Source organism: Arthrobacter alpinus, from assembly GCF_001294625.1.
Lineage (GTDB): Bacteria > Actinomycetota > Actinomycetes > Actinomycetales > Micrococcaceae > Specibacter > Specibacter alpinus_A.
In genome coordinates, this window is sequence record NZ_CP012677.1 from 4,006,256 (window position 1) to 4,031,747 (window position 25,492).

The 25,492-nt window shown below is 63.3% G+C and carries 20 protein-coding genes and 3 tRNA genes; 12 read left to right on the forward strand and 11 right to left on the reverse strand.

Annotated elements, in window-relative coordinates; all coding sequences use genetic code 11:
* Positions 1–22 precede the first annotated feature (22 nt).
* Positions 23–95 (reverse strand) — tRNA-Arg (locus AOC05_RS18385).
* A gap of 280 nt (positions 96–375) precedes the next feature.
* Between AOC05_RS18385 and AOC05_RS18390 the strand changes: the two genes are divergently transcribed.
* Entirely contained in the window at positions 376–2,217 is a 1,842-nt protein-coding gene (locus tag AOC05_RS18390; protein ID WP_062010030.1) for a phosphoenolpyruvate carboxykinase (GTP), read from the forward strand.
* A 92-nt stretch (positions 2,218–2,309) separates the two neighbouring features.
* Here AOC05_RS18390 and AOC05_RS18395 read toward each other — a convergent pair whose 3' ends face one another.
* The 4 genes from AOC05_RS18395 to AOC05_RS18410 all read right to left on the reverse strand — a co-directional run bounded on the left by AOC05_RS18395 (position 2,310) and on the right by AOC05_RS18410 (position 5,972).
* The gene (locus tag AOC05_RS18395; RefSeq protein ID WP_062009084.1) at positions 2,310–3,482 is read right to left on the reverse strand and encodes a globin domain-containing protein; all 1,173 of its coding nucleotides are present in this window, start codon (positions 3,480–3,482) and stop codon (positions 2,310–2,312) included.
* Positions 3,483–3,591: 109 nt separating this feature from the next.
* On the reverse strand, positions 3,592–4,041 hold the full coding sequence (locus AOC05_RS18400) for an RrF2 family transcriptional regulator (protein ID WP_062009086.1): 450 nt from the start codon (positions 4,039–4,041) through the stop codon (positions 3,592–3,594).
* Positions 4,042–4,044: 3 nt separating this feature from the next.
* On the reverse strand, positions 4,045–4,521 hold the full coding sequence (locus tag AOC05_RS18405; RefSeq protein WP_062009088.1) for a hypothetical protein: 477 nt from the start codon (positions 4,519–4,521) through the stop codon (positions 4,045–4,047).
* A 35-nt stretch (positions 4,522–4,556) separates the two neighbouring features.
* Positions 4,557–5,972, reverse strand: coding sequence for a phosphomannomutase/phosphoglucomutase (locus AOC05_RS18410; RefSeq protein WP_062009090.1), 1,416 nt, complete (start codon positions 5,970–5,972; stop codon positions 4,557–4,559).
* A 110-nt stretch (positions 5,973–6,082) separates the two neighbouring features.
* Between AOC05_RS18410 and AOC05_RS18415 the strand changes: the two genes are divergently transcribed.
* The gene (locus AOC05_RS18415; protein ID WP_062009092.1) at positions 6,083–8,245 is read left to right on the forward strand and encodes a RecQ family ATP-dependent DNA helicase; all 2,163 of its coding nucleotides are present in this window, start codon (positions 6,083–6,085) and stop codon (positions 8,243–8,245) included.
* 147 nt (positions 8,246–8,392) lie between these two features.
* Here the strand turns inward: AOC05_RS18415 and AOC05_RS18420 are convergent, their stop codons facing one another.
* The gene (locus tag AOC05_RS18420; protein WP_062009094.1) at positions 8,393–9,151 is read right to left on the reverse strand and encodes an SDR family NAD(P)-dependent oxidoreductase; all 759 of its coding nucleotides are present in this window, start codon (positions 9,149–9,151) and stop codon (positions 8,393–8,395) included.
* Complete coding sequence (locus AOC05_RS18425) at positions 9,152–10,036, reverse strand: fumarylacetoacetate hydrolase family protein (RefSeq protein WP_062009099.1); 885 nt, start codon at positions 10,034–10,036, stop codon at positions 9,152–9,154. It abuts the gene before it with no gap.
* Between the two features lie 209 nt (positions 10,037–10,245).
* Here AOC05_RS18425 and AOC05_RS18430 point away from each other — a divergent pair, with 209 nt between their 5' ends.
* The 8 genes from AOC05_RS18430 (at position 10,246) to AOC05_RS18465 (ending at position 18,944) form a co-directional block, all read left to right on the forward strand.
* A complete protein-coding gene (locus tag AOC05_RS18430; RefSeq protein ID WP_062009101.1) occupies positions 10,246–11,586 on the forward strand; it encodes an enolase C-terminal domain-like protein in 1,341 nt (446 codons plus the stop codon).
* A gap of 4 nt (positions 11,587–11,590) precedes the next feature.
* Entirely contained in the window at positions 11,591–12,907 is a 1,317-nt protein-coding gene (locus tag AOC05_RS18435) for an alpha-L-fucosidase (RefSeq protein WP_062009103.1), read from the forward strand.
* Complete coding sequence (locus tag AOC05_RS18440) at positions 12,907–13,218, forward strand: L-rhamnose mutarotase (RefSeq protein ID WP_062009106.1); 312 nt, start codon at positions 12,907–12,909, stop codon at positions 13,216–13,218. The genes AOC05_RS18435 and AOC05_RS18440 overlap by 1 nt, the downstream gene beginning before the upstream one ends.
* Positions 13,215–14,183 (forward strand): aldo/keto reductase, encoded by a 969-nt coding sequence (locus tag AOC05_RS18445; protein ID WP_062009108.1) that lies wholly within the window; start codon positions 13,215–13,217, stop codon positions 14,181–14,183. The genes AOC05_RS18440 and AOC05_RS18445 overlap by 4 nt, the downstream gene beginning before the upstream one ends.
* Complete coding sequence (locus tag AOC05_RS18450) at positions 14,176–15,090, forward strand: amidohydrolase family protein (protein WP_082358076.1); 915 nt, start codon at positions 14,176–14,178, stop codon at positions 15,088–15,090. The genes AOC05_RS18445 and AOC05_RS18450 overlap by 8 nt, the downstream gene beginning before the upstream one ends.
* Before the next feature lie 221 nt (positions 15,091–15,311).
* A complete protein-coding gene (locus tag AOC05_RS18455; protein ID WP_062009110.1) occupies positions 15,312–16,844 on the forward strand; it encodes a sugar ABC transporter ATP-binding protein in 1,533 nt (510 codons plus the stop codon).
* An 88-nt stretch (positions 16,845–16,932) separates the two neighbouring features.
* Positions 16,933–17,895, forward strand: a complete 963-nt coding sequence (locus AOC05_RS18460; RefSeq protein ID WP_231687150.1) for an ABC transporter permease — start codon at positions 16,933–16,935, stop codon at positions 17,893–17,895.
* A 74-nt stretch (positions 17,896–17,969) separates the two neighbouring features.
* The gene (locus AOC05_RS18465; protein ID WP_062009114.1) at positions 17,970–18,944 is read left to right on the forward strand and encodes an ABC transporter substrate-binding protein; all 975 of its coding nucleotides are present in this window, start codon (positions 17,970–17,972) and stop codon (positions 18,942–18,944) included.
* A gap of 91 nt (positions 18,945–19,035) precedes the next feature.
* Here AOC05_RS18465 and AOC05_RS18470 read toward each other — a convergent pair whose 3' ends face one another.
* The 3 genes from AOC05_RS18470 to AOC05_RS18480 all read right to left on the reverse strand — a co-directional run bounded on the left by AOC05_RS18470 (position 19,036) and on the right by AOC05_RS18480 (position 22,135).
* Positions 19,036–19,707, reverse strand: a complete 672-nt coding sequence (locus AOC05_RS18470) for a FadR/GntR family transcriptional regulator (protein WP_062009116.1) — start codon at positions 19,705–19,707, stop codon at positions 19,036–19,038.
* Positions 19,708–19,809: 102 nt separating this feature from the next.
* Positions 19,810–19,897, reverse strand: a tRNA-Ser gene (locus AOC05_RS18475).
* 114 nt (positions 19,898–20,011) lie between these two features.
* Positions 20,012–22,135, reverse strand: a complete 2,124-nt coding sequence (locus tag AOC05_RS18480) for a prolyl oligopeptidase family serine peptidase (RefSeq protein WP_062009118.1) — start codon at positions 22,133–22,135, stop codon at positions 20,012–20,014.
* Positions 22,136–22,225: 90 nt separating this feature from the next.
* Here AOC05_RS18480 and AOC05_RS18485 point away from each other — a divergent pair, with 90 nt between their 5' ends.
* A complete protein-coding gene (locus tag AOC05_RS18485; RefSeq protein WP_062009120.1) occupies positions 22,226–24,172 on the forward strand; it encodes an FAD/NAD(P)-binding protein in 1,947 nt (648 codons plus the stop codon).
* 123 nt (positions 24,173–24,295) lie between these two features.
* On the opposite strand, the gene AOC05_RS18490 is transcribed toward AOC05_RS18485, so the two are convergent.
* Positions 24,296–24,383, reverse strand: a tRNA-Ser gene (locus AOC05_RS18490).
* Positions 24,384–24,489: 106 nt separating this feature from the next.
* Between AOC05_RS18490 and AOC05_RS18495 the strand changes: the two genes are divergently transcribed.
* Positions 24,490–25,473, forward strand: a complete 984-nt coding sequence (locus tag AOC05_RS18495) for an NAD(P)H-quinone oxidoreductase (RefSeq protein ID WP_062010034.1) — start codon at positions 24,490–24,492, stop codon at positions 25,471–25,473.
* Positions 25,474–25,492 lie beyond the last annotated feature (19 nt).

Here is a 25,492-nt window from a genome sequence, read left to right on the forward strand (position 1 = left end):
AAATGGACCGCTTTTTTCAAAGTGCGCGCGAAGGGACTCGAACCCCCAACCTCCTGATCCGTAGTCAGGTGCTCTATCCATTGAGCTACGCACGCATATTTAGTTTCTTTGTTTCTTTGTTGACCCTCGGGCCGTGAATAACTCTAACCCGCATTGACCGTGGGCACAAATCGAAAGCGCGGTGTTCCCCAACACTAGACCGGTCTAGGTGATCTGTCTCACAAATGTTGACCATAACAATTCGTGAAAACCCCGCAGGTCAGCGGTTTTTCCCATGAGGTGCACGGGTACATCCCATGTCCAACGCCCGGGAAATCCGATTTCGGGGCCATAGCATTTAGTCACCAACTGACTGACCCAATGAAGGGATACATGATGGGCCACGCGCCAGTGCAGGAACCCGTGCAGGAATCTGTTGAGCAGGCAATGACAACCCACAGCGGCCTAGCCGCATGGGTGGAGGAGATTGCAAAACTCACTCAGCCGGACACCATTCACTGGGTCGACGGGTCTGAGCGCGAATATGCCGAGCTTGCCGACGAGCTGGTGGCGTCCGGGACATTCACCAGGGTCAACCCGGAACTTTTCCCCAACTCTTTTGCCGCATTTTCGGATCCAGTGGACGTGGCCCGCGTTGAAGGCCGGACGTTCATCTGCTCGGAGAAGCAGCGCGACGCCGGATTCACCAACAATTGGATGGAACCTTCGAAGATGAAGGAGATCCTGGATGACAGGTTTGCCGGCAGTATGCGCGGTCGAACCATGTACGTCATCCCCTTCGTCATGGGGCCCCTGGACGCGCCGGATCCCAAGTACGGCGTCGAGATCACCGACTCCGCCTACGTTGTGACTTCCATGCGAATCATGGCCCGCATCGGTACCGACGTGCTGCGCCAGATGGAACTCAGCAACGCCTTCTTCGTCCCCGCACTGCACTCCGTGGGTGCGCCGCTGGCTCCCGGGGAGAAAGACGTTGCCTGGCCATGCAATGAAGAGAAATGGATTGTGCACTTCCCCGAGGAGCGCTCCATCTTCTCCTACGGCTCCGGCTACGGCGGCAACGCGCTGCTGGGCAAGAAGTGCTTTGCCTTGCGCATCGCCTCCGTCATGGCCCGCGACGAAGGGTGGCTGGCCGAGCACATGCTGATCCTGAAGCTCATCAGCCCCGAGAATAGGAGCTACCACGTGGCCGCGGCGTTCCCGTCGGCCTGTGGCAAGACCAACCTGGCGTTGCTGGAACCGACCATTCCCGGGTGGAAGGCCGAGACGCTCGGCGATGACATCAACTGGATGCGCTTTGGCAAGGAAGGCGAACTCCGTGCGGTCAACCCGGAGGCGGGCCTGTTCGGCGTAGCCCCGGGCACCGGCTGGTCCACCAACCCCAACGCCATGGCAGCGATCGCCAAGGGCAACTCGATCTTCACCAACGTCGCATTGACGGACGACGGCGGCGTGTGGTGGGAGGGCATGACCGAGGAGGTGCCCGCTCACCTAACCGACTGGCAGGGCAACAGCTGGACGCCGGATTCAGGACGCCCCGCGGCCCATCCCAACTCACGGTTCTGCACGCCTATTGACCAAGTGGACATGCTCTCCTCCGAGTACTACGCTCCCGAAGGCGTGGAAATCAATGCGATCCTGTTCGGCGGCCGCCGCAAAACCACAGTTCCCCTTGTGACGCAGGCCCGCGACTGGACCCACGGTATCTTCATGGGTTCAACCCTGTCCTCGGAAACCACCGCTGCCGCGACCGGTGCGGTGGGTGTGGTGCGCAGGGATCCCATGGCCATGTTGCCCTTTATCGGCTACGACGCCGGCGACTACCTCAAGCACTGGATCGATCTCTCCGCCCAAGCCAACCAAGCCCGGCTGCCGAAGATCTTCCTTGTGAACTGGTTCCGCCGTACCTCCAGCGGTGGCTTCGCCTGGCCCGGATTTGGTGAGAACAGCCGCGTGCTCAAATGGGTGGTGGAACGCCTTGAAGGTACCGCCGACGCTGTGGAGACGCCCATTGGCTTCACCCCGGCCCCCGGCTCACTGGACCTGAGCGGTTTGGAGGTCTCGGCGTCGGACATGGCAGATGCCCTGAAGGTGGATCCGGCCGAATGGGAGCAGGAGTTGCAGGGTATTGAGCAGTGGTACGCCCGCTTTGGCGATTCCCTGCCGGCGGACATGGCTGCCGAGCTTGAAGACCTAAAGCAGCGCTTCGCGGCTTAACCCAGCCCACCGTTGAGAGGGCAGATCACCACGGGCCCGGCGGCGTTCGACGCCGCCGGGCCCGTGGTGATCTGCCCTCTCAACGAGATCCGCTAGGAAGCTGCGCCGGCGAGCCAGAGGTCCGGGCCGAAAACCTCGTAGTGGATCTTCGTGGACGGGATGCCGGCGTCGATCGCCTGGTTGCGGATGGCCTTCATGAACGGCAGCGGCCCACACACATACATTGAGGCGTTCGCTGGAATGTCCAGGCCGGCCAGGGACATAAAGCCCTTGTGGAAGCCCTCGGTCGGTTCCTCCAGCCACAACTGCAGCTCGGCGCCGTCGATGGCGTCGACGTCGTTGGTCATCTGATCGCGCAGGGCCCAAGCGGCAAGGTTCTTTTCTGCGTGCAACACCATGACCTCGCGATCGGTTCCGGTGGCAGCCAGTGAGCGCAGCGCCGACGCGGAGGGGGTACAGCCAATCCCTGCCGTGGCGAACACGACCGGGCCTTCGCCGTCGAGGGTCACATCGCCGTAAGGGTTGGAAAGCTCGAGCACGTCCCCCACCTGCACATTGTTGTGCAGCACGGGCGAGACCTCGCCGCCGTCATCCTTCTTGGTGGTGAACACGCGGCGGGTGGTGGACTCGACGTCGGCCGAGAGCGAGTACTGGCGCACCTGCAGCAAGCCATCGGGCAGGGCAACCTTGACGGAGACAAACTGGCCGGGGCGGGCCACGGTGACGGGCGTGTCGTCGGCAGGCGCCAGTACGAAGGTCATGGCGTCGGTGCCGGCGGGGTTCTTCTCAATGACGGTCCAGGGCATCCACATCTTGTCATTGGCCTGCAGAGCGTAAAGGCCCTTTTCAATCTTGATCAAGGCGTTGGCCATGAGCCAGTACACCTCGGTCCAAGCATCGGCGATCTCGGCGGTGATGACGTCAGCGAGTTCCTCGGCGATGGCTTCAAACAGATACTTGTACACGATGTCGTACTGGTCCTCGGTGATGCCCAGTGCCGTGTGCTTGTGGGCAATCCGGCTCAGCAACTGCTCCGGGATGATGTCCGGGTTGGCCACCAGGGCGCTGGCGAATCCGGCGATGGAACCGGCCAGTGCCTTCTGCTGCTCGCCGTTGTTCTGGTTGGCGCGGCTGAACAGGCCGTCCAAGAGCTCGGGGTGCGCGGTCAGCATTCGGCTGTAAAAATTCGGCGTGATGGTGCCTAGGCGAGAACCTACCAGGGGAAGTGTTGCGGTAATCAGCGGGCGGGACTTTTCCGAAAGCATCGGTACTCCTTGGGTGGAATTCGAGGTGACATTCCAAAAGTAGCATCTGAGATGCGTCTTTAAAGTCGCAATTTCTACGAGTTGTAGAAAAGTGTTGAATTGACGCGGACTAGGCCGGGCGCACTGTGCTCAAGGTCACAGAGACTGGGCCTTCCTGGGTTTTGCCGGCCAGACCGTAAATGGTCACGCTGTCCAGCGAGGAGTAGAAGGCTTCGCGGGCGTGGTTGAGTACCCCGCGCAACCCGCAGTCGTGGATTAAGGGGCAGGCGCCCATGTTCGTCTGGCACTCGGCCACGTCACTGTGGTCATCGAGCACACGCAGCACGCCGCCCACGGTGGCCCGACGGCCCTCAGGGGAGATGCGCACCCCGCCGCTGCGGCCGCGGATGGCCTCCACCAGGCCCATCTGGCGCAGCTTCAGCACGGCCTTGCTGACGTGGTTGTACGGCGTCCCCACGGCCTCGGCGAGTTCGCGAGTGGTGGCAAGCTCATCTTCGGGTGTTGAACCCAGCACCATCAACAGCCGAAGGCTGACATCGGAAAAGGAGTTGATGCGCATGCGCTAGGCCCAGATTTGATTCTCGCCGGGCTCCAGGAACGGGGCGCCAAAATCCCAGCCGCTGGGTGCCTGTCGGTACGGGCGCACCGCCGAGATACTCACGCCGTTGCTGTGTTCGGCCATGATGTGGATGGCGTCGGTGGAGTCGTCCGGGAGGTGAATGTCACAGACGACGGCGGCGGCCCGGTTTTGCCCCTTTTGTTGCGTCAGGGCTTCGTAGAGGTCCGAGATCATCTCATCGGCGTCCAGATCGGTTTCCGCTTCGCCTTCCACGGTGTTCGGAGAGACAGCCACGAGGCTGATCTCGCCGTCGTTGCTGACCACCAGGGCCACCGGCAGGAACGCGCCGTGGGCTTCGATTTGGTCTCCGGCCACACCGAGCGCGGTGCCAATGAGCTTGTTCAGGTCGTCCTGGACCAGCTGGTCTGCAGCAATTTGCTCGGCGCTGGCCTGGTCGGCTGCAGCGTTGTTGGTATCCATCGGTACTCCTTGGGAAGTGGGTGCGGGGGAATCGGTTACTGTCGGACCAGGGCCAGAACAGCGTCGCGGACATCTGCCATAGTGACGGCGTCCACGGCCTCGGCGTTCAACCGCAGGAACGGTTCGGTGTTGGAGGCGCGCAGATTGAACCACCACTGGCCATTGTTGGCCGTGAATGTCAGTCCGTCGAGCTCGTCGATGGTGACGTCCTCGTTTGTGTAGGCGGCACGGACACGGGCCACGGCGGCGGGTACGTCGGCGAGCTGGGAGTTGATCTCCCCGCTGGAAACGTAGGGCTCGTATTCGCGGCCCAGATCCGACAGCGGGCCCTCCTGCTCACCGAGTGCGGCCAGGACGTGCATGGCGGCCAGCATGCCGGTGTCTGCGTTGAAGAAGTCGCGGAAGTAGTAGTGGGCCGAGTGCTCTCCGCCAAAGACGGCGCCTTCCTCGGCCATGGTGGCCTTGATGAAGGAGTGGCCCACACGGGTGCGGACCGGGCGCCCGCCGTCGTGGGCGATCAGCTCGGGCACGGCACGGGAGGTGATCAAGTTGTGGATCACGGCGGGGTGCTCCTCGCCCAGCGCCTTGGCGCGGGCGATCTCGCGGCGGGCCACCAACGCTGTCACTGCCGAAGGCGAGACGGGTGCGCCGAGTTCGTCAATGACGAAGCAGCGGTCAGCGTCGCCGTCGAACGCCAGGCCAATGTCGGCGCCATGCTTGATGACGGCCGCCTGCAGGTCCAGCAGGTTGGCCGGCTCCAAGGGGTTGGCGGGGTGGTTCGGGAAGGTGCCATCCAGCTCAAAGTACAGGGGCACAATCTCAAAGGGCAGACCCGCGAGCAGGGTGTCGCCAAGGACTGCGGGGGTGGTCATTCCGGCCATGCCGTTGCCGGCGTCGACCACCACTTTCAAGGGGCGCGAGCCGGAGAGGTCCACCAGGCTGCGCAGGTATTCTGCGTACTGTAGCAAGACGTCAGTCTCGGCGATGACACCCTTCGCCGCAGCGGCCGGGATCCCCTCCGCCAAGTACGTCTGGGCCAGGTCGCGGATGTCCATCAAACCGGTCTCGGAGGAGACCGGGACTGCTCCTGCCTTCGCCATCTTCATGCCGTTGTACTCGGCAGGGTTGTGGCTGGCGGTAAACACGGCGCCGGCGGCGTTCAGTGAACCGCAGGCAAAGTACAGCTCATCGGTGGAGATCAAACCGAGCAGTTGCACATTCGCGCCGCGGGTGGCAGCGCCGTCGGCAAAAGCCTGGCTGAACTCGGCGGAGGAGGGGCGCATATCCCCGCCCACCAGGACGGTCTCGCCGGCCAGGCCCAGCACGTCGACAAAGGCCGCGCCGACGGCTTGGACGGACTCGGCGGTAATGGTCTGGCCCACAATGCCGCGCACGTCATACGCCTTGAAGGAGCTGGACAGATCGACAGGTACATTCTCTGCAGTAGTCACATCTCCATGATACCGGGCACAATTGTAAGGACATCGCCGTTATCCACAGATTCGGTGCCGGGCAGGCTTTGGGGATTCCATTGTCGGTGACCACTGAAATACTTAGCACCATGATACCTAGCCAGTCCCCGTCCCTGCCTCCGGCCACCGTTGAGACTTCCGCCACCCGTGAGCAGGCGTTGGTGGTGTTGCGAAAGCTCGTGGGACGGGCGGACGCGGAATTCCACGACGGCCAGTTTGAGGCCATCGAGGCGCTGGTCGACGCCGGCCGGCGGGCCTTGGTGGTCCAACGCACCGGCTGGGGGAAGTCGGCTGTGTACTTCGTCTCGTCCCTGCTTCTACGTGCCCGGGGCGCCGGCCCAACCTTGATCGTTTCCCCGCTGCTGGCTCTGATGCGTGACCAGGTGGCGGCAGCAGAACGGGCCGGCGTGCGTGCCATGGCTATCAACTCGGCCAACGCCACCGAGTGGGACCTGGTCTCCGCGGCCTTGGCAGCCGACGAGGTGGATGTGCTGCTGGTCTCCCCGGAACGGCTGACCAACCCGTCCTTCAGGGAAAACCAGCTGCCAACCCTGATCCGGCGCACGGGCCTGTTGGTGATTGACGAGGCCCACTGCATCTCCGACTGGGGCCATGACTTCCGGCCCGACTACCGCCGGATCGCTGACCTTATTGCGCGGCTGCCGCCGTCGGTCCCGGTCCTGGCGACCACGGCCACGGCCAATTCCCGGGTGGTTGCAGACATCGAGGAACAATTGGGCGCCGGCGTGTTCACCATCCGGGGTCCGCTGGCACGCAAGTCGCTGCGCCTGGGCGTGCTGCGCCTAGCCGATTCCCGGGACCGGCTGGGCTGGTTGCTGACGCACCTGCCCGAGCTGCCCGGCAGCGGCATCATCTATACCCTGACGGTCTCCGCGGCCGAGGACACCGGACGACTTTTGGCGGAGGCCGGGCATGTGGTCAAGGCGTACACGGGACGCACCGACACCATGGAGCGGGAGGCCCTGGAAGAGGCGCTCAAGGACAACCAAGTCAAGGCGCTGGTGGCTACCAGCGCCCTCGGCATGGGGTTCGACAAACCAGATTTGGGGTTCGTGATTCACTTGGGTGCGCCGTCATCCCCGGTGGCCTACTACCAGCAGGTGGGCCGTGCCGGCCGCGGAAGCGCCAACGCCGACGTGCTGTTGATGCCCGGGGCTGAGGATCAGGACATCTGGCAGTATTTCGCGACGGCTTCGATGCCTGCCCAGGACAAGGCGATGGCGGTTTTGGAGGCCCTGGGCGCGGCGGCCAAGCCCATGTCCACCCCCGCACTGGAGGCGCGTGTGGACTTGCGCCGCACCCCGCTGGAACTGCTGCTGAAGGTGCTGGCGGTGGACGGGGCCGTGCGGCGGGTCTCCGGCGGCTGGGAGTCGACCGGGCAGCCATGGGTTTATGACAGCGACCGCTACGAACGTATTGCCCAGGCCCGTGTGGACGAACAACAGTCCATGATGGTGTACGAAAAAATGTCCGGCTGCCGGATGGAATACCTCGCCGCTGCCCTGGATGACACCACGGCAGCGCCCTGCGGGCGGTGTGATTCATGTGCCGGGCGGTGGTTCCCCACGGACATCGGCTCCGGTGCCGTGGAGGCGGCCAGCGAATCCCTGAGTCATGCCGGCCTGCCCATTGAGCCGCGCACCTTGTGGCCCACGGGCATGGACAGGCTGGGCGTTCCGGTGAAGGGCAAGCTCAAGGCGGAGGAACAAGTGGCGCAGGGTCGGGTGCTGGCCAGGATGACGGACCTGGGCTGGGGCAACTCCCTGCGGGCCATATTTGCCGCAGGCGCCCCGGACGCGCCCCTTGATCCCGCCGTGGCGCAGGCCGTGGTGGGCGTGCTGCGCGACTGGGGCCAGGCCCGGTGGGCCGGCGCCGGCCGTCCCGTTGCGGTGGTGTCGATGCCGTCGCGGACCAAGCCGGAATTGGTGCGCTCGCTGGCCCAGACCATGTGCGAGATTGGCAGGCTGCCCTACCTGGGTGAGCTGTCCCTCGAATTTGGCGGGCCCACCGGGCGCCGTGGCGGCAACAGCGCCTACCGATTGGCGGGCGTGTGGGACAGGCTGGCCGTGGGGCCGGAGCTTGCCGCCGCCCTTGTCGCCTACCCGGGAGGGCCGGTCCTGCTGGTCGATGACCTCGTCGACAGCCGCTGGACCCTCACCGTTGCCGGCCGGGCGCTGCGCCTCGCCGGGGCCACCCAGGTGCTGCCGCTGGTCCTGGCTCAGGCCGGCTAATTCCGCTTCCAGACAAACGCTGCATCACCTTTTACTTGTTTTTTCGCATCGCTGCATCACCTTTTACGGGTTTTCCGGCAACGCTGCATCACCTACTGATGCAGCGTTGCCGAAAAATCTGTCATTGGTGGTGCAGCGTCTGGTGGGCTACTGGCTGACGGGGCGCAGGCGCAGGGCCTGCATACCGCCGTCGACGGCGATCGAGGTGCCGGTGGTGGAGCCTGCGAGTGGGCTGGCGAGGTAGGCCACGGCTCCTGCCACTTCCTCGGCCGTCACCAGGCGCCCGTGGGGTTGGCGGGCGTTCAGGGCGGCACGCTCGGCTACGGGGTCATCCGCCTGATCCATGAGACGGCCAATCCAGGGGGTGTCGGCTGTGCCGGGGTTTACGGCGTTCACGCGGACGCCATCACGGAGGTGGTCGGCCGCCATCGCCTGGGTTAGGGACAGCACTGCACCCTTGGTGGCGGAGTACAGTGCCCGCTGAGGTAAGCCGGCGGTGGCGGCGATGGAGCAGGTGTTCACGATCGCCGCCGCAGAAGACTTGCGCAGGTGCGGCAGGGCCGCCCGGCTCACCCTGACCATGCCGATGACGTTGATGTCCCAGACCCGTGCCCATTCGGCGTCGTCGTTATCTTCAACGGTGCCCTGCGAGCCGATGCCGGCGTTGTTGATGACGATGTCGATGCCGCCAAAGGCTGCAACGGTGCCCTCGATCGCTGCCTTGACCGAGGCGTCGTTGGCCACGTCGCAGACAAAGCCGAGCTGCCCCTTAGGGAGGTTCGTGGGGTTCAGGTCAAGGACGGCGACCTGGGCGCCCATAGCCTGCAGCATCGCTGCGATGGCCGCACCGATGCCCGATGCTCCGCCAGTGACAACTGCTGTCAGTGATGAGAATTCTTGGCTCATTTAGACCTCCTGCGTGGTAGTTGTGGCCCGGAAGAATTCCTGGCGCTGGCGACCCAGACCGTCAATTTCAATTTCGACAACGTCGCCGTTTTGGATGTAGGGGAAGCGGCCGGAGAGGGCGACGCCTTCGGGCGTGCCGGTCAGGACCACGTCCCCGGGTTCGAGCACCATGTACTGGCTTAGGTGGTGGATGATCGTGGGGACGTCGAAGATCAAGTCAGCGGTGCTGGAGTCCTGGCGGGGTTCGCCGTTGACCCAGCTGCGCAGGCGGAGGTTATTGGTGTCGATCTCGGAGGCAGGCACCAGCCACGGGCCCAGTGGGGTGGACTTGGGCAGTGATTTGCCCTTGGTCCACTGGCCGGCGGCACCGGGGATTTGGTATTCGCGCTCGGAGAGGTCGTTGGCGATGACGTAGCCGGCCACGGCGGCGGCGGCCTCCGAAACGCTGGAAAGGTAGCTGACCTCACGGCCGATCACCACGGCGAGTTCCACCTCCCAGTCGTATTTGGCGGCCAGCGGCGGGATCGGTGCCGCGTCGTTGGGGCCGGCAACGGTGTTGTTCGGTTTCAGGAACACCACCGGAATGGTGGGTGGAAGGGCGCCCGACTCCGCGGCGTGAGCGGCGTAGTTCATGCCGATGCAGATGACGTTGTTGGGCCGGACGATGGGGGATCCGACCCGCAGGTTCCGGGCACCCGGAAGCTCGGGAAGTTCCCCGCGTTCGACGGCGGCCGCCAGTTGGGCGAGCCCGTCGCCGGCGAGGAAGTCACCGGTGATGTCGGCCGTGACTGGGCGGGCGTCATAGACTCGTTCGGCGCCGGTGGAATCAGTGGCCAGCACGGCAGGAATTTCCGCACCCTGCGCACCAAGACGTGCAATCTTCATTTATTACTTACCTCCGTGGCCGCCGTGAGGGCGGCCCTAGTGCGTGCCGGGGCCCAACATAGGTCTTAACATCTGAGCTTTTAGGCAACTTTACCCACAAGTTCGGGCCATTTCAGCAATATTGCTCATATTGACATGTAAAACATCCGATGTTTAGCTTGGAGTAGCTTTTTTGGTTTACCCACAATCTTTCGCAGGGAGCAGCAATCGTGAGCATAGTCATCGCCGTGGAGACCAGTGACGTTCGTTTTCCGACGTCGCGTGAATTGGATGGCTCGGATGCCATGAACCCGGATCCGGACTACTCCGCGGCCTACCTTCGCATTGTCACGGACAGCGGTGACGGCCTTGAAGGGCACGGTTTCGTGTTCACCATTGGAAGAGGCAATGACGTGGAAACGGCTGCCATCAAGGCGTTGACACCCTATGTTCTTGGCCGCAACGCCGAGGAACTTCTTGCGGATATGGGAGCCACCTGGAAAGAGCTGGCCCATGATTCCCAGTTGCGCTGGCTGGGCCCGGAAAAGGGCGTCATGCACATGGCCATCGGCGCCGTCATCAACGCGCTGTGGGATCTGAAGGCCAAGCGAGCCGGGTTGCCGTTGTGGCAGCTGCTGGGGCAGATGACGCCGGAGGAGCTTGTTGACCTGGTGGACTTCCGCTACCTCACGGATGCCCTGACCCGGGACGAGGCCCTGCAAATTCTGCACGCGGCCGAACCCGGTCGCGCGCAGCGGACGGCCACCTTGCTCGCCGAAGGCTACCCCGGCTACACCACCACGCCCGGCTGGCTGGGGTACTCGGATGAGAAATTGACGCGACTGGCCCACGAGGCCGTGTCCGCCGGCTTCAAGCAGATCAAGCTCAAAGTTGGCGCCGACCTTCAGGACGACATCCGCCGCCTGCGTGCGGCTCGTGCCGCCGTCGGGCCGGAGATCTTGATTGCCGTGGATGCCAACCAGCGTTGGGACGTGGCCGAAGCCATCGAATGGATGGGCCACTTGGCCGAATTCGGCATTGCCTGGATCGAGGAGCCCACCAGCCCGGATGACATCCTGGGCCACGCCGCCATTGCCCGGGCTGTGGCGCCAATCCCGGTGGCCACCGGCGAGCACGTGCAAAACCGTGTGGTGTTCAAGCAAATGCTTCAGGCCGATGCGCTCCAGGTCCTGCAAATCGACGCCTCCCGGGTGGCCGGCGTCAACGAGAACGTGGCGATCCTGCTACTTGCGGCCAAGTTCGGCGTTCGGGTCTGCCCGCATGCCGGAGGCGTGGGGTTGTGCGAGGCCGTGCAGCACCTGTCCATGTTTGACTTTGTGGCGGTGTCGGGGACCAAGGAGGGCCGCATGATTGAATTTGTGGACCACCTGCACGAGCACTTCGTCACACCGATTGACGTCCACGACGGCTGCTACTTCCCGCCCACAACACCCGGCGGCGGCAGCGAAATGCATACGGCCTCCATCGCCGAATTCACTTTCCCCGATGGTGGCTTCTGGCTGGCGGATGCGCAGACAAGGCAGGTACAAGACGTGGAAGTAGCGGTTTAGGGCAATGCCACAGCAAGTTCACGTAGACCACGCGCTTTGGTTCACCGAGGCACGTTTTGGCATGTTTGTGCACTGGGGCTTGTATTCCTTGGCGGCCCGGCACGAGTGGGTGAAGTACCAGGAGGAAATATCCAACCAGGAGTACCAAAAATACTTTGAGCACTTTGACCCGGATCTCTACGACCCCCGGGAGTGGGCGGCAGCTGCCAAAAAGGCTGGCATGAAGTACGTGGTGCTGACCACCAAGCACCACGACGGATTCTGCCTGTGGGATTCCGCCTTGACGGACTACAAGGCCAGCAACACCCCCTACGGCAAGGACCTGTTGACACCCTACGTCGAGGCGCTGCGCGAGGCGGGTCTGAAGGTGGGCTTCTACCACTCGGTCATCGACTGGCAGCATCCGGACTTCGCCATCGACGGCAACCACTCCGAGCGGAACAACCCGGCCGCCGTGGAATTGAACAAGACCCGCGACGGCGGCAACTACCGTGCGTACCTGCACGGCCAGGTCCGCGAACTGCTGACCAACTACGGGAAGATCGATTACCTGTTCTTCGACTTCTCCTACCCCACCGTCGACGGCGCGGCGTCGGCCGGGACAACGTTCCCCGGCAAGGGCCGCAAGGATTGGGGCTCGGCGGAACTGCTGGGCATGATCCGGGACTTGCAACCCGGCATCGTGGTCAACGACCGCCTGGATGTTCCCGGAGACTTTGTCACCCCAGAGCAGTACCAGCCCGCTGGCGCCATGTTCAGCGGGGGCAAACAAGTGCCGTGGGAGGCCTGTCAGACGCTTAACGGAAGCTGGGGCTATGACCGGGACAACCTCGACTACAAGTCTGCTGACCTGCTGGTGAGGATGCTCATTGACGGGGTGTCCAAGGGCGGAAACCTGCTGCTCAACGTCGGCCCTACGGCTCGTGGCGAGATCGATTCGCGCGCCCACGGCGCCCTTGACGGCATGGGGGAGTGGATGCGTGTCCACGGCAGATCAATCTACGGCGCGGGGGCCGCCGCTGCGGTGCCGCCGCAGGACGGGCGGTACACTCGCCGCGGCGACCGGCTGTACCTGCACCTTTTTGCCTGGCCGTTCCAGTTTGTGCACCTGCCGGCGCTGGCGGGCAAGGTCCGCTATGCGCAGTTGCTCAACGACGCCTCAGAGGTGGCCATGATGATCCTTGGCCCGGGCCAGGCCGCAGGGCACATGACCCCTGCCGGCCAGGACGCCGGGACCTTGACGCTGAAGCTTCCTGTGCAACGGCCCAATGTGGCCGTGCCCGTGATTGAACTGTTCCTCAATGAAGAAGGTGAGATCTGATGCACAAGATCGCCCTGCACACCCGACTCAAGGCGGGGAAAGAGGCAGAATACGATTCCGTCCACTCCACCATCAGTGACGAGCTTGACGCTGCCCTGCGCACCGCCGGCGTGCACCACTGGAACATCTGGCGCAGCGGCCGGGAACTCTTCCACGTCGTCGAGGTGGATGACTACCAGGCAATGCGCAAGGAACTCGCCACCAACCCCGTGAACATCGTCTGGCAGTCCGTCATGGCCGAGTTGCTCGAGGTTGCGGACGACTACTCCGGCGATGACATGGGCTTGGCGAAAGTGTGGGAACTGCCATGAGTGTTCCGGAACTGGGCCGGCTGGGCTTCGGTGCCGCGGGCATCGGCAATTTGTATCGGGCCATGGACGATGCCGTTGCTACCGCCACCATCGCGGCCGCCTGGGACACGGGCATCAGGTACTTTGACACGGCACCCCACTACGGGCTGGGCCTGTCAGAGCGCCGTGTGGGCGCCTTCTTGGCCACGAAACCCCGCAATGAGTTTGTTATTTCCACCAAGGTGGGGCGCATCCTGGAGCCGGCGTTCAACCCGTCGGGGGCCAGGGACGCCGAAGGCTTCGATGTTCCAGCGGACGCCGTGCGCCGCTGGGACCCTTCCGAAGCCGGCATCCGCCGCAGCCTTGAGGACTCCCTGACACGGCTGGGCCTGGACCGCATCGACATCGCCTACTTGCACGACCCCGACGTCTACGACCTGGAAGCCGGAATCAGTCAGGCCCTGCCGGCGCTGGAAAAGCTGCGCGCCGAGGGCCTGGTCGGGGCCATCGGTGTGGGAGCCAACTCCGCCCACGCGCTGCGCGAGTGCGTGCAGGCCGCGGACCTGGACCTGATCATGCTCGCCGGACGCTACACCCTGCTGGAACAGCCTGCCGCCGCCGCTCTGCTGCCCCTGTGCGCCGAACGTGGCGTGGGCGTGGCCAATTGCGGCGCCTTCAACTCCGGACTCCTGGCCCGGCCGGTGGTCCCGGCGGATGCGCACTACAACTACGAGCCCGCCCCGGCCGCCATTGTGGCCCGTGCCAGGGCGCTCGCTGCCTGCTGCGAGGAATTTGGTGTGGAACTGCCGACGGCGGCACTTCATTTTGCCGCCAACCATCCCGTCGTGCGCACAGTGGTTGTGGGCGCGAGCCGCCCCGAACAAATTACACAAAGTGCACAACGCATGTCGACGCCGGTCCCGGCAGGGTTGTGGAACGAAATGGTCGACCGCGGGCTGCTTGCGGGGGAGCTCGTCCATGGCTAAGACGCCCGCACCGGCCACCGCTGTGCCGACCACCGCTGTGGTGGGCCGGACGCCTCAGACGGGCAACGGCGTCGTCCGCCTGGATTCCCACCTGCACCTGTGGGAGTTGGGGGAGGGCATGTATTCCTGGCTAAATCCTGAATTGGGGCCGCTCTACAACACCTTTACGGCGGGGCAGTCCCGGGAAACACTGGCTGGTGCGGGGGTTCGGCGCGCCATCCTGGTGCAGGCGGATGACACCGCCGCGGATACCGTGGCCATGCTGGAAAACGCTGCGGAGAACGATTTCATCGCCGGCGTGGTGGGCTGGCTGCCGCTGGAAGATCCTGCAGCCGGGGCCTCTTTGTTGGAGAAATGGTTGGCACAGCCCAAGTTTTGTGGCGTGCGGACCTTGATCCATGACGATCCGCGCCCGAATGTGCTGGATCTTGCCCCGGTGCGGGAGTCCCTGCGCATGCTGGCACGGGCAGGGCTGCCCTTCGACGTGCCGGACGCGTTCCCCCGGCATCTGGGGCAGGTGGCGGCCCTTGCCGCCGAGTTGCCCGGGCTGACGGTGGTGCTGGACCACCTGGGCAAGCCGCCGCGGGCCGGAACGCCTGACGAGTTAGCGCACTGGGAGCGGGAATTCCGGGCTGTGGCTGCCCTGCCCAACACCGTGGCCAAGCTGTCCGGGCTGCATTGCCCCGGTGCAGAATTCAGCGCGCAGGCGTTGGAGAGGGTCTGGGACATTGCCTTGGACGCCTTCGGGCCGCAGCGGCTCATGTTTGGCGGGGACTGGCCCGTGAGCCTGCTCGGGGCAGACTACGCGCGATGCGTTCAGGTGGTGGCAGCCCTGCTTGAGCCCTTGAGCGGCACCGAAGCCGCTGACATTTGGTCGGGCACCGCTGAGCGGATTTACCTCCGATAACCTTTTCGTAAACATCGGATGTTTTAGCGTAAAATATCTATCTTTGTGTCGTGGATAACATACCATGGGGTAAGTTCCGTTGCTCCAATGGTGGAATCGGATCCACGTGAATACCGACGTTACGGTAATATTCAAACAATTTGTCAGACTTTGGCGCTCGGGGAACCGCTTCGCCAAGAGGTCTGACGTCAGATCTCATTAATAACGCTTGAGAGGGCAGTATGAGCAACCATCTTCTTCGCATGAGCGGGGTGAACAAGAGTTTCCCTGGCGTCAAGGCACTGTCAGAGATGCAGCTGGATCTGGGATACAACGAGGTTCTGGCCCTGGTGGGCGAGAACGGTGCCGGCAAGTCAACCCTCATGAAACTGCTCTCCGGCATCTATGTCCCTGACTCCGGCAAGTTTGAAATTGACGGCGAAGAGGTCGCTATTGCGGGCACTAAGCATGCTCAGGAACTGGGTATCAGCATCATCCACCAGGAATTCAACCTGATGCAGGACCTGACGGTGGCCCAGAACATCTACATCGGCCGCGAACCCCGTCTTGGCGGCATGTTCCTCAGTGAACGCAGGCTCAACCGCAAGGCCGCATTCTTGTTCGAGAAGATCAACATCGATCTGGACCCGAAGGCCCGTGTGGGAGACCTAACAGTTGCCAAGCAGCAGATGGTCGAAATAGCGAAGGCACTCTCCTACAAGTCACGCATCCTGATCATGGATGAGCCGACCGCTGCGTTGAACGACGCTGAAGTGGCCACCTTGCACGATCTCATCCGGAACTTCACCAGCGAAAAAACCGGTGTCATCTACATCTCGCACCGAATGGATGAGCTCAAAGCCATCTCCAACCGCATCAGCGTCATACGCGACGGCGAATACATCGACACCGTCAACACCGCCGAAACCAGCATGGCCGAGGTCATAAACTTGATGGTTGGCCGGGAAATCTCCGGAAACCAGCGTCCGGAAGCAATCCCACACACCAGCGACGTCGTCTTGAAGGTGACCGGGCTCTGCACCAAAGATCTCCTGGACAATGTCAGCTTTGAGCTGCGTAAGGGGGAAATTTTGGGTTTTGCCGGCCTCATGGGTGCCGGCCGGACCGAGGTGGCTCGCGCCATCGTGGGAGCTGACCGTATTAGCTCAGGATCCATTGAGCTAAACGGTTCCCCGGTGACCATTGGAAATCCGGCCATCGCCGCCAACCTGGGCCTTGGGTACCTCTCGGAAGACCGCAAACATCTTGGGCTGATGCTCGAACGCGACGTCAAGGACAACATTGCTCTGAGCTCGCTGAAGATGTTTAGCCGCATGGGTGTCCTGGATAACCGGGCCATGAAAGCCACGGCAACCGAATACATTGACAAGCTGCGCATCAAGACGCCCTCAAGTGCCCAAGCGGCCAAGAACCTCTCGGGCGGCAACCAGCAAAAGATCGTCATTGCCAAATGGCTCGTCAAGGACTGCGACGTCCTCATCTTTGATGAGCCCACCCGCGGCATCGACGTAGGTGCCAAGGAAGAGATCTACACACTCCTGAACGACCTGGCGGCGCAAGGGAAGTCCATCATCATGATCTCCTCAGAACTGCCCGAGGTCCTGCGGCTTTCACACCGCATCGCCGTGATGTGCGAGGGGCGGCTCACCGGATTCCTTTCCAACGCCGAGGCCAACCAGGCAAACATCATGGCCTTGGCTACGCAAAGTACTGAAGATGCCACCGCCAGCAACCGTGCCAGCGCGCAGCGCTAAACCAAGACAAGAAAGTGAAGGCTAAGACATGACCTTGGTAAAGGACACTGCGCAAACTAGCAAGATTGCCAGTGACAAGAAATCAGAAATGGCAACCCGAATCCGGGCCAGCTTCCAGCAGTTGTTGGCATTTGCAAGTTTGTTGGCCCTTGTGGTGTTCTTCTCTGTCGCCAGCGAGAACTTCTATCAAGCCGGCAACCTCTCCAACATCCTGCTCTCCACCGTAGTGACAGGCCTGTTGGCGCTGGGCACCACGTTTGTCATCATCACCGGTGGCATCGACCTGTCCATCGGTACGGGCATGACGCTTTGCTCGGTCATGACGGCCTGGTTCATGACTCAACTGGGGCTGCCCATGATCCTGGGCGTGCTGGCCGGCGTGGCCTTCGGTGCCCTCATCGGCAGTGTCAACGGTTTCTTTGTTGCAGTGCTGAAAATCCCGTCCTTTATTGCCACACTGGCCATGATGATGGTGGCCGCAGGATTAGCGCTTGTCATTTCCGGCACCAAACCGATCTACACCAATGAGGTGCCAGGCTTCCAGAAGATCTTCGCCCTGGGCAAATCCATTCCCGGATTGGTCATCCCCAACGCCGTGTTTATCCTGTTCGCTGCAGCCATCATTGCCGGCCTGATCTTGTCCAAGACAGTCCTTGGACGCTACACCTACTCTATTGGCAGCAACGAGCAGGCCACAGCCCTCTCCGGTGTGAACGTGACCAAGTGGACAGTGCTGATCTACACCCTGGCAGGTTCCTTCACCGGCCTGGCTGGCGTCATCGCCACGGCCCGCTTGAACTCGGCCCAGCCAGCAGGTGGCATGGGCCTGGAGCTTCAGGCGATTGCCGCCGTCGTTATTGGCGGAACCTCCCTGCAAGGCGGCAAGGGCTCAATCATCGGCACAGTGATTGGTGCGCTGATCATGTCCGTTCTGACCAACGGACTCACCCTCATGTCCATCCCGCAGGAGTGGCAGCAGGTGGCCGTGGGCGTGGTCATCATTCTCGCCGTTTACCTGGACATGATGCGTCGCAAAAAGACCGCCAAATAGACTTTCCAGCCGCATTTCCCAGCACTGCCGAAACCCATTTAGCCAAAGCGTTCTCACAAAGGAGTAAGAAAATCATGCAAAGAAGAAAATTCCTCTCACTGGCCTCCATCGCTGCACTGTCCCTGAGCGTTGCTGCCTGCGATACCCCGGCAGCAACCCAGGATGCCGCGGCCGGCAAGAAGCCGTACATCGCCATTGTTTCCAAGGGCTTCCAGCACCAGTTCTGGCAGTCTGTGAAGCAGGGCGCCGAGAACGCGGCGAAGGAATTCAACGTTGATATCTCCTTTGAGGGCCCGGACAAGGAAACCAACGTTTCCCAGCAGATGGACCAGCTGAACAACGCCATGGCCAAGAACCCGCAGGCCCTGGCCCTGGCGGCACTTGACTCGAAGGCCGCCGAGGGCGTGCTGCAGGAGGCCAAGGGCAAGAACATCCCCGTCATCGCCTTTGACTCCGGCGTGGACTCCACCGTCCCCGTCGCCACCGCATCCACGGACAATAAGGCGGCCGCCGCTGAGGCTGCCAAACACATGGCGGAGCTGTTGGGCAACAAGGGCGACATCGCCATCATCGGCCACTCGCAGACGGCGACCTCCGGCACCGATCGTCGCGATGGCTTTGTTGACTACTTGAAGAAGAATGCGCCGGACATCAAGGTCGTTGACATCCAGTACGCCGATGGCGACCAGGCCAAGTCCACGGATGCGGCTAAGGCCATTATGACCGCCTATCCGAACCTTGCCGGCGTGTACGGCACCAACGAGGGTGCCGCCATCGGCGTTGTCAACGCTGTCAAAGAAGCGGGCAAGTCCGGCAAGCTCATCATCGTCGGCTTCGACTCCGGCAAGGCCCAGATGGACGCTATCAAGGAGGGCCTCATGTCCGGGGCCGTCACCCAGAACCCCGTGGGCATCGGCTACGAAACCGTCAAGGCCGCCGTCGCCGCCATCAAGGGAGAGAAGGTGGAGAAGGTTATCGACACCGGCTTCTACTGGTACGACAAGGCCAACATCGCAGATCCCAAGATCGCTGCGAACCTCTACGAGTAGGATTCGCGCTAAGGTCGGGGCCGTTGTGGAAGGCCGGGGGCCGTTGTGGTGATTCGCCCCCGGCCTTCCCCGGATCTGAAAGAGGCCGCTGCTAGAGTGCCTGGCGCAGCCACTGCTCCACCCCGCTGATGTGGACGGTGAGGAGGGCCTTGGCCAACTCTGCGTCGCCACGTTCCAAGGCCTCGATGATGGCTGTGTGTTCGGCAAGCGTACGGTCAACGGCTTTTTCCTGAGTCAGGCCGCGCCAGATGCGTGCTCGGACAGTGCTGCTGGAGAGTCCATCCAAAACACTTGTCAGGTAGGAATTATTTGCCGCAGTGGCGATCAGGCCGTGGAAGACAAGGTCGTGCTCCACGAGCGACTCGACGCTGGTGTCATCGCCAATGTTCTCCATGGTGGCGCGCAGCTCGGTAATCTCCTCGGGCGATATCCGCCCTGCCGCCATCGCAGCTGCGGCCGGTTCCAGGATGCGGCGCACCTCAAAAATGTCCAGGATCGACTTGTCCTGGTGCAGGTCCACAATGAATGCCATGGCCTCGGTGAGCAGCTTGGGCTCCAGGCTGGTGACGTACGTGCCGTCCCCGCGGCGAACATCTAGTACGCGGATGATTTCCAGGGCCTTTACGGCCTCGCGTAGTGAGCTACGGGAGAGGCCGAGTTTTTCGCTCAGTTCCTTCTCAGGCGGGAGCCTGTCTCCGGCTGACAGCTCGCCGGAGATGATCATGTCCTTGATCTTGGTGATTGCTTCGTCTGTAACGGCCATGAATCAATTCTATTGGTCGGATGTTTGATTCCGTGGTCAAACCGCGCACAAAAAGGCACCCCTGATTCAATCAGGGGTGCCTTTTCACTGCGATTTTCTCTGCGGAGACGGGGAGATTTGAACTCCCGGTGGAGTTGTGCCCCACACTTCATTAGCAGTGAAGCCCATTCGGCCGCTCTGGCACGTCTCCAGCACTGGCTAAGGTAGAAGCCCCTAACCAGCATCCCAAACTTTACCCAGTTGAACGGGCCAAAGCAAAACGAAGACAGGGGGCCGGGCAAATCAGGTCAGGGAGAGCCGTAGCTCAGACGCCCGTGGTGAGCACCCGCCACAGGAATTCGTGCGACGCCGTGTGCAGCCGGGCCGCCTGCGCATTGTTGCCAGCCCCGGCATGGCCGCCCTCCAACGCCTCATGAAACCAGACGGGAATGCCCATGGATTCCATCCGGGCAGCCATCTTCCGGGCCTGCACGGGGCCCACCCGGTCATCCGAGGTGGCGGTCCAGATGAACGCCGCCGGATACTTCACCCCGGCCCGCAGTTGATGGTAGGGCGAAAACGTCTTGATGAACTCCCACTGTTCCGGGACGTCAGGGTCGCCATATTCGGCAATCCACGACGCCCCCGCGGAGAGCTTGGTGTACCGACGCATGTCCAGCAGCGGCACCCCACAGGAGATGGCGCCAAACAGTTCTGGGTAGAGCGTGAGCATATTGCCCACCAGCAGCCCGCCATTGCTGCCGCCGACACACCCCAGTCGGGACGGCGATGCCACACCCCTCGCGGCGATGTCGCGGGCCACCGCGGCAAAGTCCTCGTACGCGCGGTGGCGGTTTTCCCGCAGGGCGGCGGTGTGCCAGCCGGGCCCGTATTCGCCGCCACCGCGGATGTTTGCCACCACATATACGCCACCACGCTCCAAGCCGTCCACCATCGAGCGTCGCTCCAGCCATGTCCGGCCTACACTCCCGCTGTAAGCAGGTGTGCGCGAGACCTCAAATCCGCCGTAACCGCTGAGCAGCGTAGGGTTGCCGCCGTCGTGCACCAAATCCTTGGGCCCTACCTGAAAATAGGGCACGCGGGTGCCGTCCAGGGACGTGGCGAAGTGCTGTTCCACGGCGTAACCGGAATCGTTGAAGAACGACGGCGCCTCCCGCACCAGCGCTGCCGGCTCGCCGTTGCCGCCGTGTAGGGACAGGGTGCCCCGGTACACGGTGGTGGGCGTCAGGAATCCCGTGGCCACGAGCCAATAATCGTTGCCGACCTCAGGATCCTCCTCGTCCACGGCGTACGCGTCAACGGAGTGCAGCGGCGGGCAGGCGTCAAGTTCCTGGGCGGCCCAGTTCCGCGCCGGGTCCAGCACCAAGATGGTGGAGGAGACATCCTCGAGCAGGTTCAGTAGTAGGAAGTCCTTGCTCCAGCTCCACGTCTGCAGGGACTGGGAGGGGCTCGGCGCAAAGATGGTGCGCACCTCGCGACTGCCCGCCAGAAACGCCTCGAGCTCTATGGCCAGCAGGGTGCCGGCAGCATAAACAGCACCGGCCACCGTCCACTCTGTGCGGGGGCGCAACAGCAGCCATTGCCTGTGGAGGGAGACGTTCATGTCGTCGGGGACCGCAATGTGCACCCACTCCCCGCCCACCCGCAGGTAGCTTCGACTGTTGAAGAAGTCCACGACGTCGTACGCCACGTCGCGCTCATAGCCGGGGGTGCTGCTGTGGGAGACGCCGCCGCTGAGATGATCCAGCGGCACCGAAAACAGCGGCTCCTTGGCGGCGAGCTCCTCCAGGGTTTCGCCGCGGCGCAGCACACGGGCCGCCGCCGGGTAGGAGGAACCCGTCATGGAACCGGCCCCCGTGTCGGTTCCCACGTACAGCGTGTGGGCATCCAGCCAGCTCAGGCGGGTCTTCGCCGTCGGAAGTTCAAAGCCGCCCGCCACAAACGTGAACGTGGCCAGGTCGAATTCCCGGTAGGCCACGGCGTCGCCGCCGTCGGGGGACAGTGCCACCATGGCAAGGGTGTACTCAGCGCCGGGAGCCGGGCGCAGGAACACGGCCCCCGCCCACAGCCAGTCGGCGCCTTCATCCCGGCACAGGGCATCCACGTCCAGCAACACCTGCCAGACGGGGGTGCCGCAGAAATAGTCCTCCCAAGTGGTACGCCGCCACAGCCCGCGGGGGTTGGCCTCATCGCGCCAGAAGTTGTAATACCAGTCCCCGCGCTTGGCAACCATGGGGATGCGGTCGCGCGAGTCCAGCACCTGCAGCACCGACGCCTCAAGGGCCGTGTAAGCCGGATTCACCAGGGCAGCATCGGTGCGGGCATTGTGTTCGCGGACCCACGCCATGGCGTCATTGCCGTGAATGTCCTCCAGCCACAGGTTTTCATCGGCGGGCGCATCGGCAAAGGCAGGGGCGGTATCAGTCATAGCCCCTATCCTAGGCGCGGGCCGCGCAGGCCACCCGGACAGGACGCAGACCGGGTGGGGCAGGTCGGTTAAGCTGAGGGGGTGGAATTCATGGGCGGGGCGAGCGTAGTCATTGTGGGGGCGGGGCCCCGCGGGACTTCCGTCATGGAACGCCTCTTGGCCCAATTTGCTGCCCTTCGTGCCACGGCCCAGGGTGCGGACCGTACCCTGGACATCCACCTGGTCGATCCTTTCCCGCCGGGCCCCGGCCATGTGTGGCGGACGGGCCAGTCCCGGCTATACCTGATGAACACGCAGGCGTTCTTTCCCACGCTGGTTCCCGACCAGGGCGTGGAAGCCCCGCCGCTGGCCGGCTGCAGCTTCGAGCAATGGCGCCGAGCCCAGCGCACCGCCCCCGACGCGACACTCAGCCTGGCGGACCGCACCGAACTTGCCGCGCTCGCGGCCACCGGCTTCCCCAGCCGGGCCTTGTACGGGCGTTACCTGAGCTGGTGTTTTGCCCAGCTTCTTCAGGCCAAGCCCGACGGCGTCACACTCACCCACCACGCCACCGTTGCCAAGCGTGTGGCGAGGGGCCAGGGAAACGGCGGGTTCGACGTCGTCCTGCAAGACGGTGGGCGGCTGCCTGCGGACAGTGTGGTGCTGGCCTTGGGGCATGTGGAGTCAAAACTGAGCCCCACCCAGCGCGAACTGCACGACCAGGCCAGGACCCACGGCCTGTCCTATTTCCCGCCGGCAGTGCCCAACGACGTCGACTGGGACCTGATTCCCGCGGGCGAAAACGTGCTGGTGCGCGGCATGGGACTGAACTTCTTTGACGTGCTGGGGCAGCTGACGGAGGGCCGAGGCGGCCGCTTCGAGCCCACGGGCCGCGGTGCCGGGGATGCCTTGGCCTACTTACCTTCGGGTGCGGAACCGGTCATTGTGGGGGCGTCGCGCCGCGGGACCCCGTACCGGGGCAAGGCCGAGCTGGCGAGCTACTACCCGGCCAGCGTGGAGTTGCGGTTCCTCACCGAGGACGCCCTGGCGGGCCTGGGTGCCACCGCCGGTTTTGACCACGACATCTGGCCGCTACTGCACAGGGACACGCTTTGGGCGTACTACTCAACCTTGGCACGGAACGGTTCCGGGGCGGTGCCTGCAGGTTTTCTGGGTGAGCTGGATGAGGTGCTGCATTCCGGGCTCGACGGCGACGGGCTGGCCTGGGCAGACAGGCTCAGTTCGTTGGTGGGCGCACACATCGCGGTAGGCCAGCGCCTGGACCTGCCCGGGTTGGCCAGGCCGCTGTCCCGCTACCCGATCCGGCCCGGGGAGACCCACCGTTTTTCCTCGCAGGCCCAGCTGGATGCCGCTGTCCTGGAGTATTTGAGCGATGACGCGGCAGGTTCCTTCCGGGGCGAGGCCGATCCCGTCAAGATGGCCATCGGGGCGTTGAATGCCGGCCGGGCGGTCATCAAGTCCCTTGTAGCGGATGACGGCATCACCGCGGAGTCGTGGATGGGCGAGCTGCGAGGTTGGTTTGAGGCGTTCGTGGAGGGGCTGGCCAGCGGCCCGCCCGCACTGCGCATGGAACAGCTGGCCGCCCTGGTGCGCGCGGGTGTGGTGCACTTCGCCGGGCCAGATCCCGTTTTCCGCATTGAGCACGGTGTGTTTTCGGTGAGCTCGCCGTGGGTGGCGGGACATCCATGGGCATCCCGCCACTTGGTGGAGGCGCTTGCGCCGGCCAACACGGTCAATGGCAGTGACTCTGTGTTGTTGAACAGCCTGTTGGAGGATGGTTTGGTGCGCCCACGCGTCATGCTGGCCGCCGACGGCGAAGCCGTGGTGACCAGCGGTATGGATGTTTCGGGACCGCCCTATCAGCCCCTGGACGGAGCGGGGACGCCAGTTCCTGGATTGTACGTCCTGGGTCTGCAACTCTCATCGGTGCAGTGGGGAACGGCCATCGCCGCGCAGGCCAATGCCGAATACCGTAGCGGCTTCCGGACCGTTCTTGACGCTGACGCCATTGCCGCGGCCATCCTGGCCCGGCACTAGGCCCGGCGCTTCCCCGCATACCCGGCGTTGTCCAACGCCGGGTATGCGGGGAACCACCGGGTATGCGGGCCGGGCACAAAAAAGGGAAGCAGCCCCGTGACGAGACTGCTTCCCTTAAGCGCGCGGAAGGTAAGAGATTCGAACTCTTGGTACGGGGTTACCGCACACTGGTTTTCAAGACCAGCTCCATCGGCCGCTCGGACAACCTTCCTTACCCTAGTAGTGTTTCATAAGCAGGGCGGTGCCACCAAAGTGAGCGGTTCCGGCGAGAGAAAATTTACGCTCTGGAAGTGTTGAGTATGTATGTGGAGAGTGTCATGAAGGCAATTGTTGCCACCCAAGCAGGCGGCCCGGAGGTTCTCACCCTGGCCGACGTTCGCGCACCCGTTCCGGGGCCCGGCGAGGTGTTGATCGATGTGGTTGCCGCGGGGATCAACCGGGCCGACGTCCAGCAACGCCGCGGCTTTTACCCGCCTCCGCCCGGGGCATCGGAGATTCTGGGACTGGAAGTCTCAGGACGAATTGCCGGGTTCGGCCCTGGTGTGACCAAGCCCTTCACGGTCGGTGAAAAAGTGGTCGCCCTTTTGACTGGTGGCGGATACGCGCAACAGGTGGCGGTTCCGGCGGGGCAGGTTCTGCCGTTGCCCGGCGGGGTGGACGTTGTCACGGCGGCATCGCTACCAGAGGTCGCTGCCACCGTCTACTCCAACTTGTTCATGACTGCGATGTTGCAACCGGGTGAAACCGTCCTGGTCCACGGCGGGACCGGCGGCATTGGTGTCATGGCCGTCCAGCTGGCCAAGGCCGCCGGCGCGTTTGTCATCGCTACAGCTGGCAGCGACGAGAAAGTCGCCACCCTGACCAGCTATCTCGGTGCGGACGTTGCCATCAACTACCGCACCCAGGACTTCGTTGAACTTGTCAAAGATCACACTGGTGGGCAGGGCGCGAACGTGATCCTCGACGTCGTCGGCGCCAAATACCTCCAGCAAAACGTGGACGCACTGGCCATGTACGGCCGTCTTGTGGTGATTGGCCTGCAGGGAGGGGCCAAGGCCGAGCTGAACCTGGGCACCCTACTCGCCAAGCGCGCGGCTGTCATCGGCACCACTTTGCGCGCACGTCCGGTTGGGGAGAAATCAGCGATCATGGATGGTGTGCGCGAGAACGTCTGGCCGTTGATCGCCGACGGCACCCTCAAGACGGTGGTGGATAAGACCTTCCCGCTCGCGCAGGCGTCTGCCGCCCACACATATTTCGACTCCGGGACGCATGTGGGCAAGGTCTTGCTGACGCTCTAGCTGAACAACCAATGCGGAG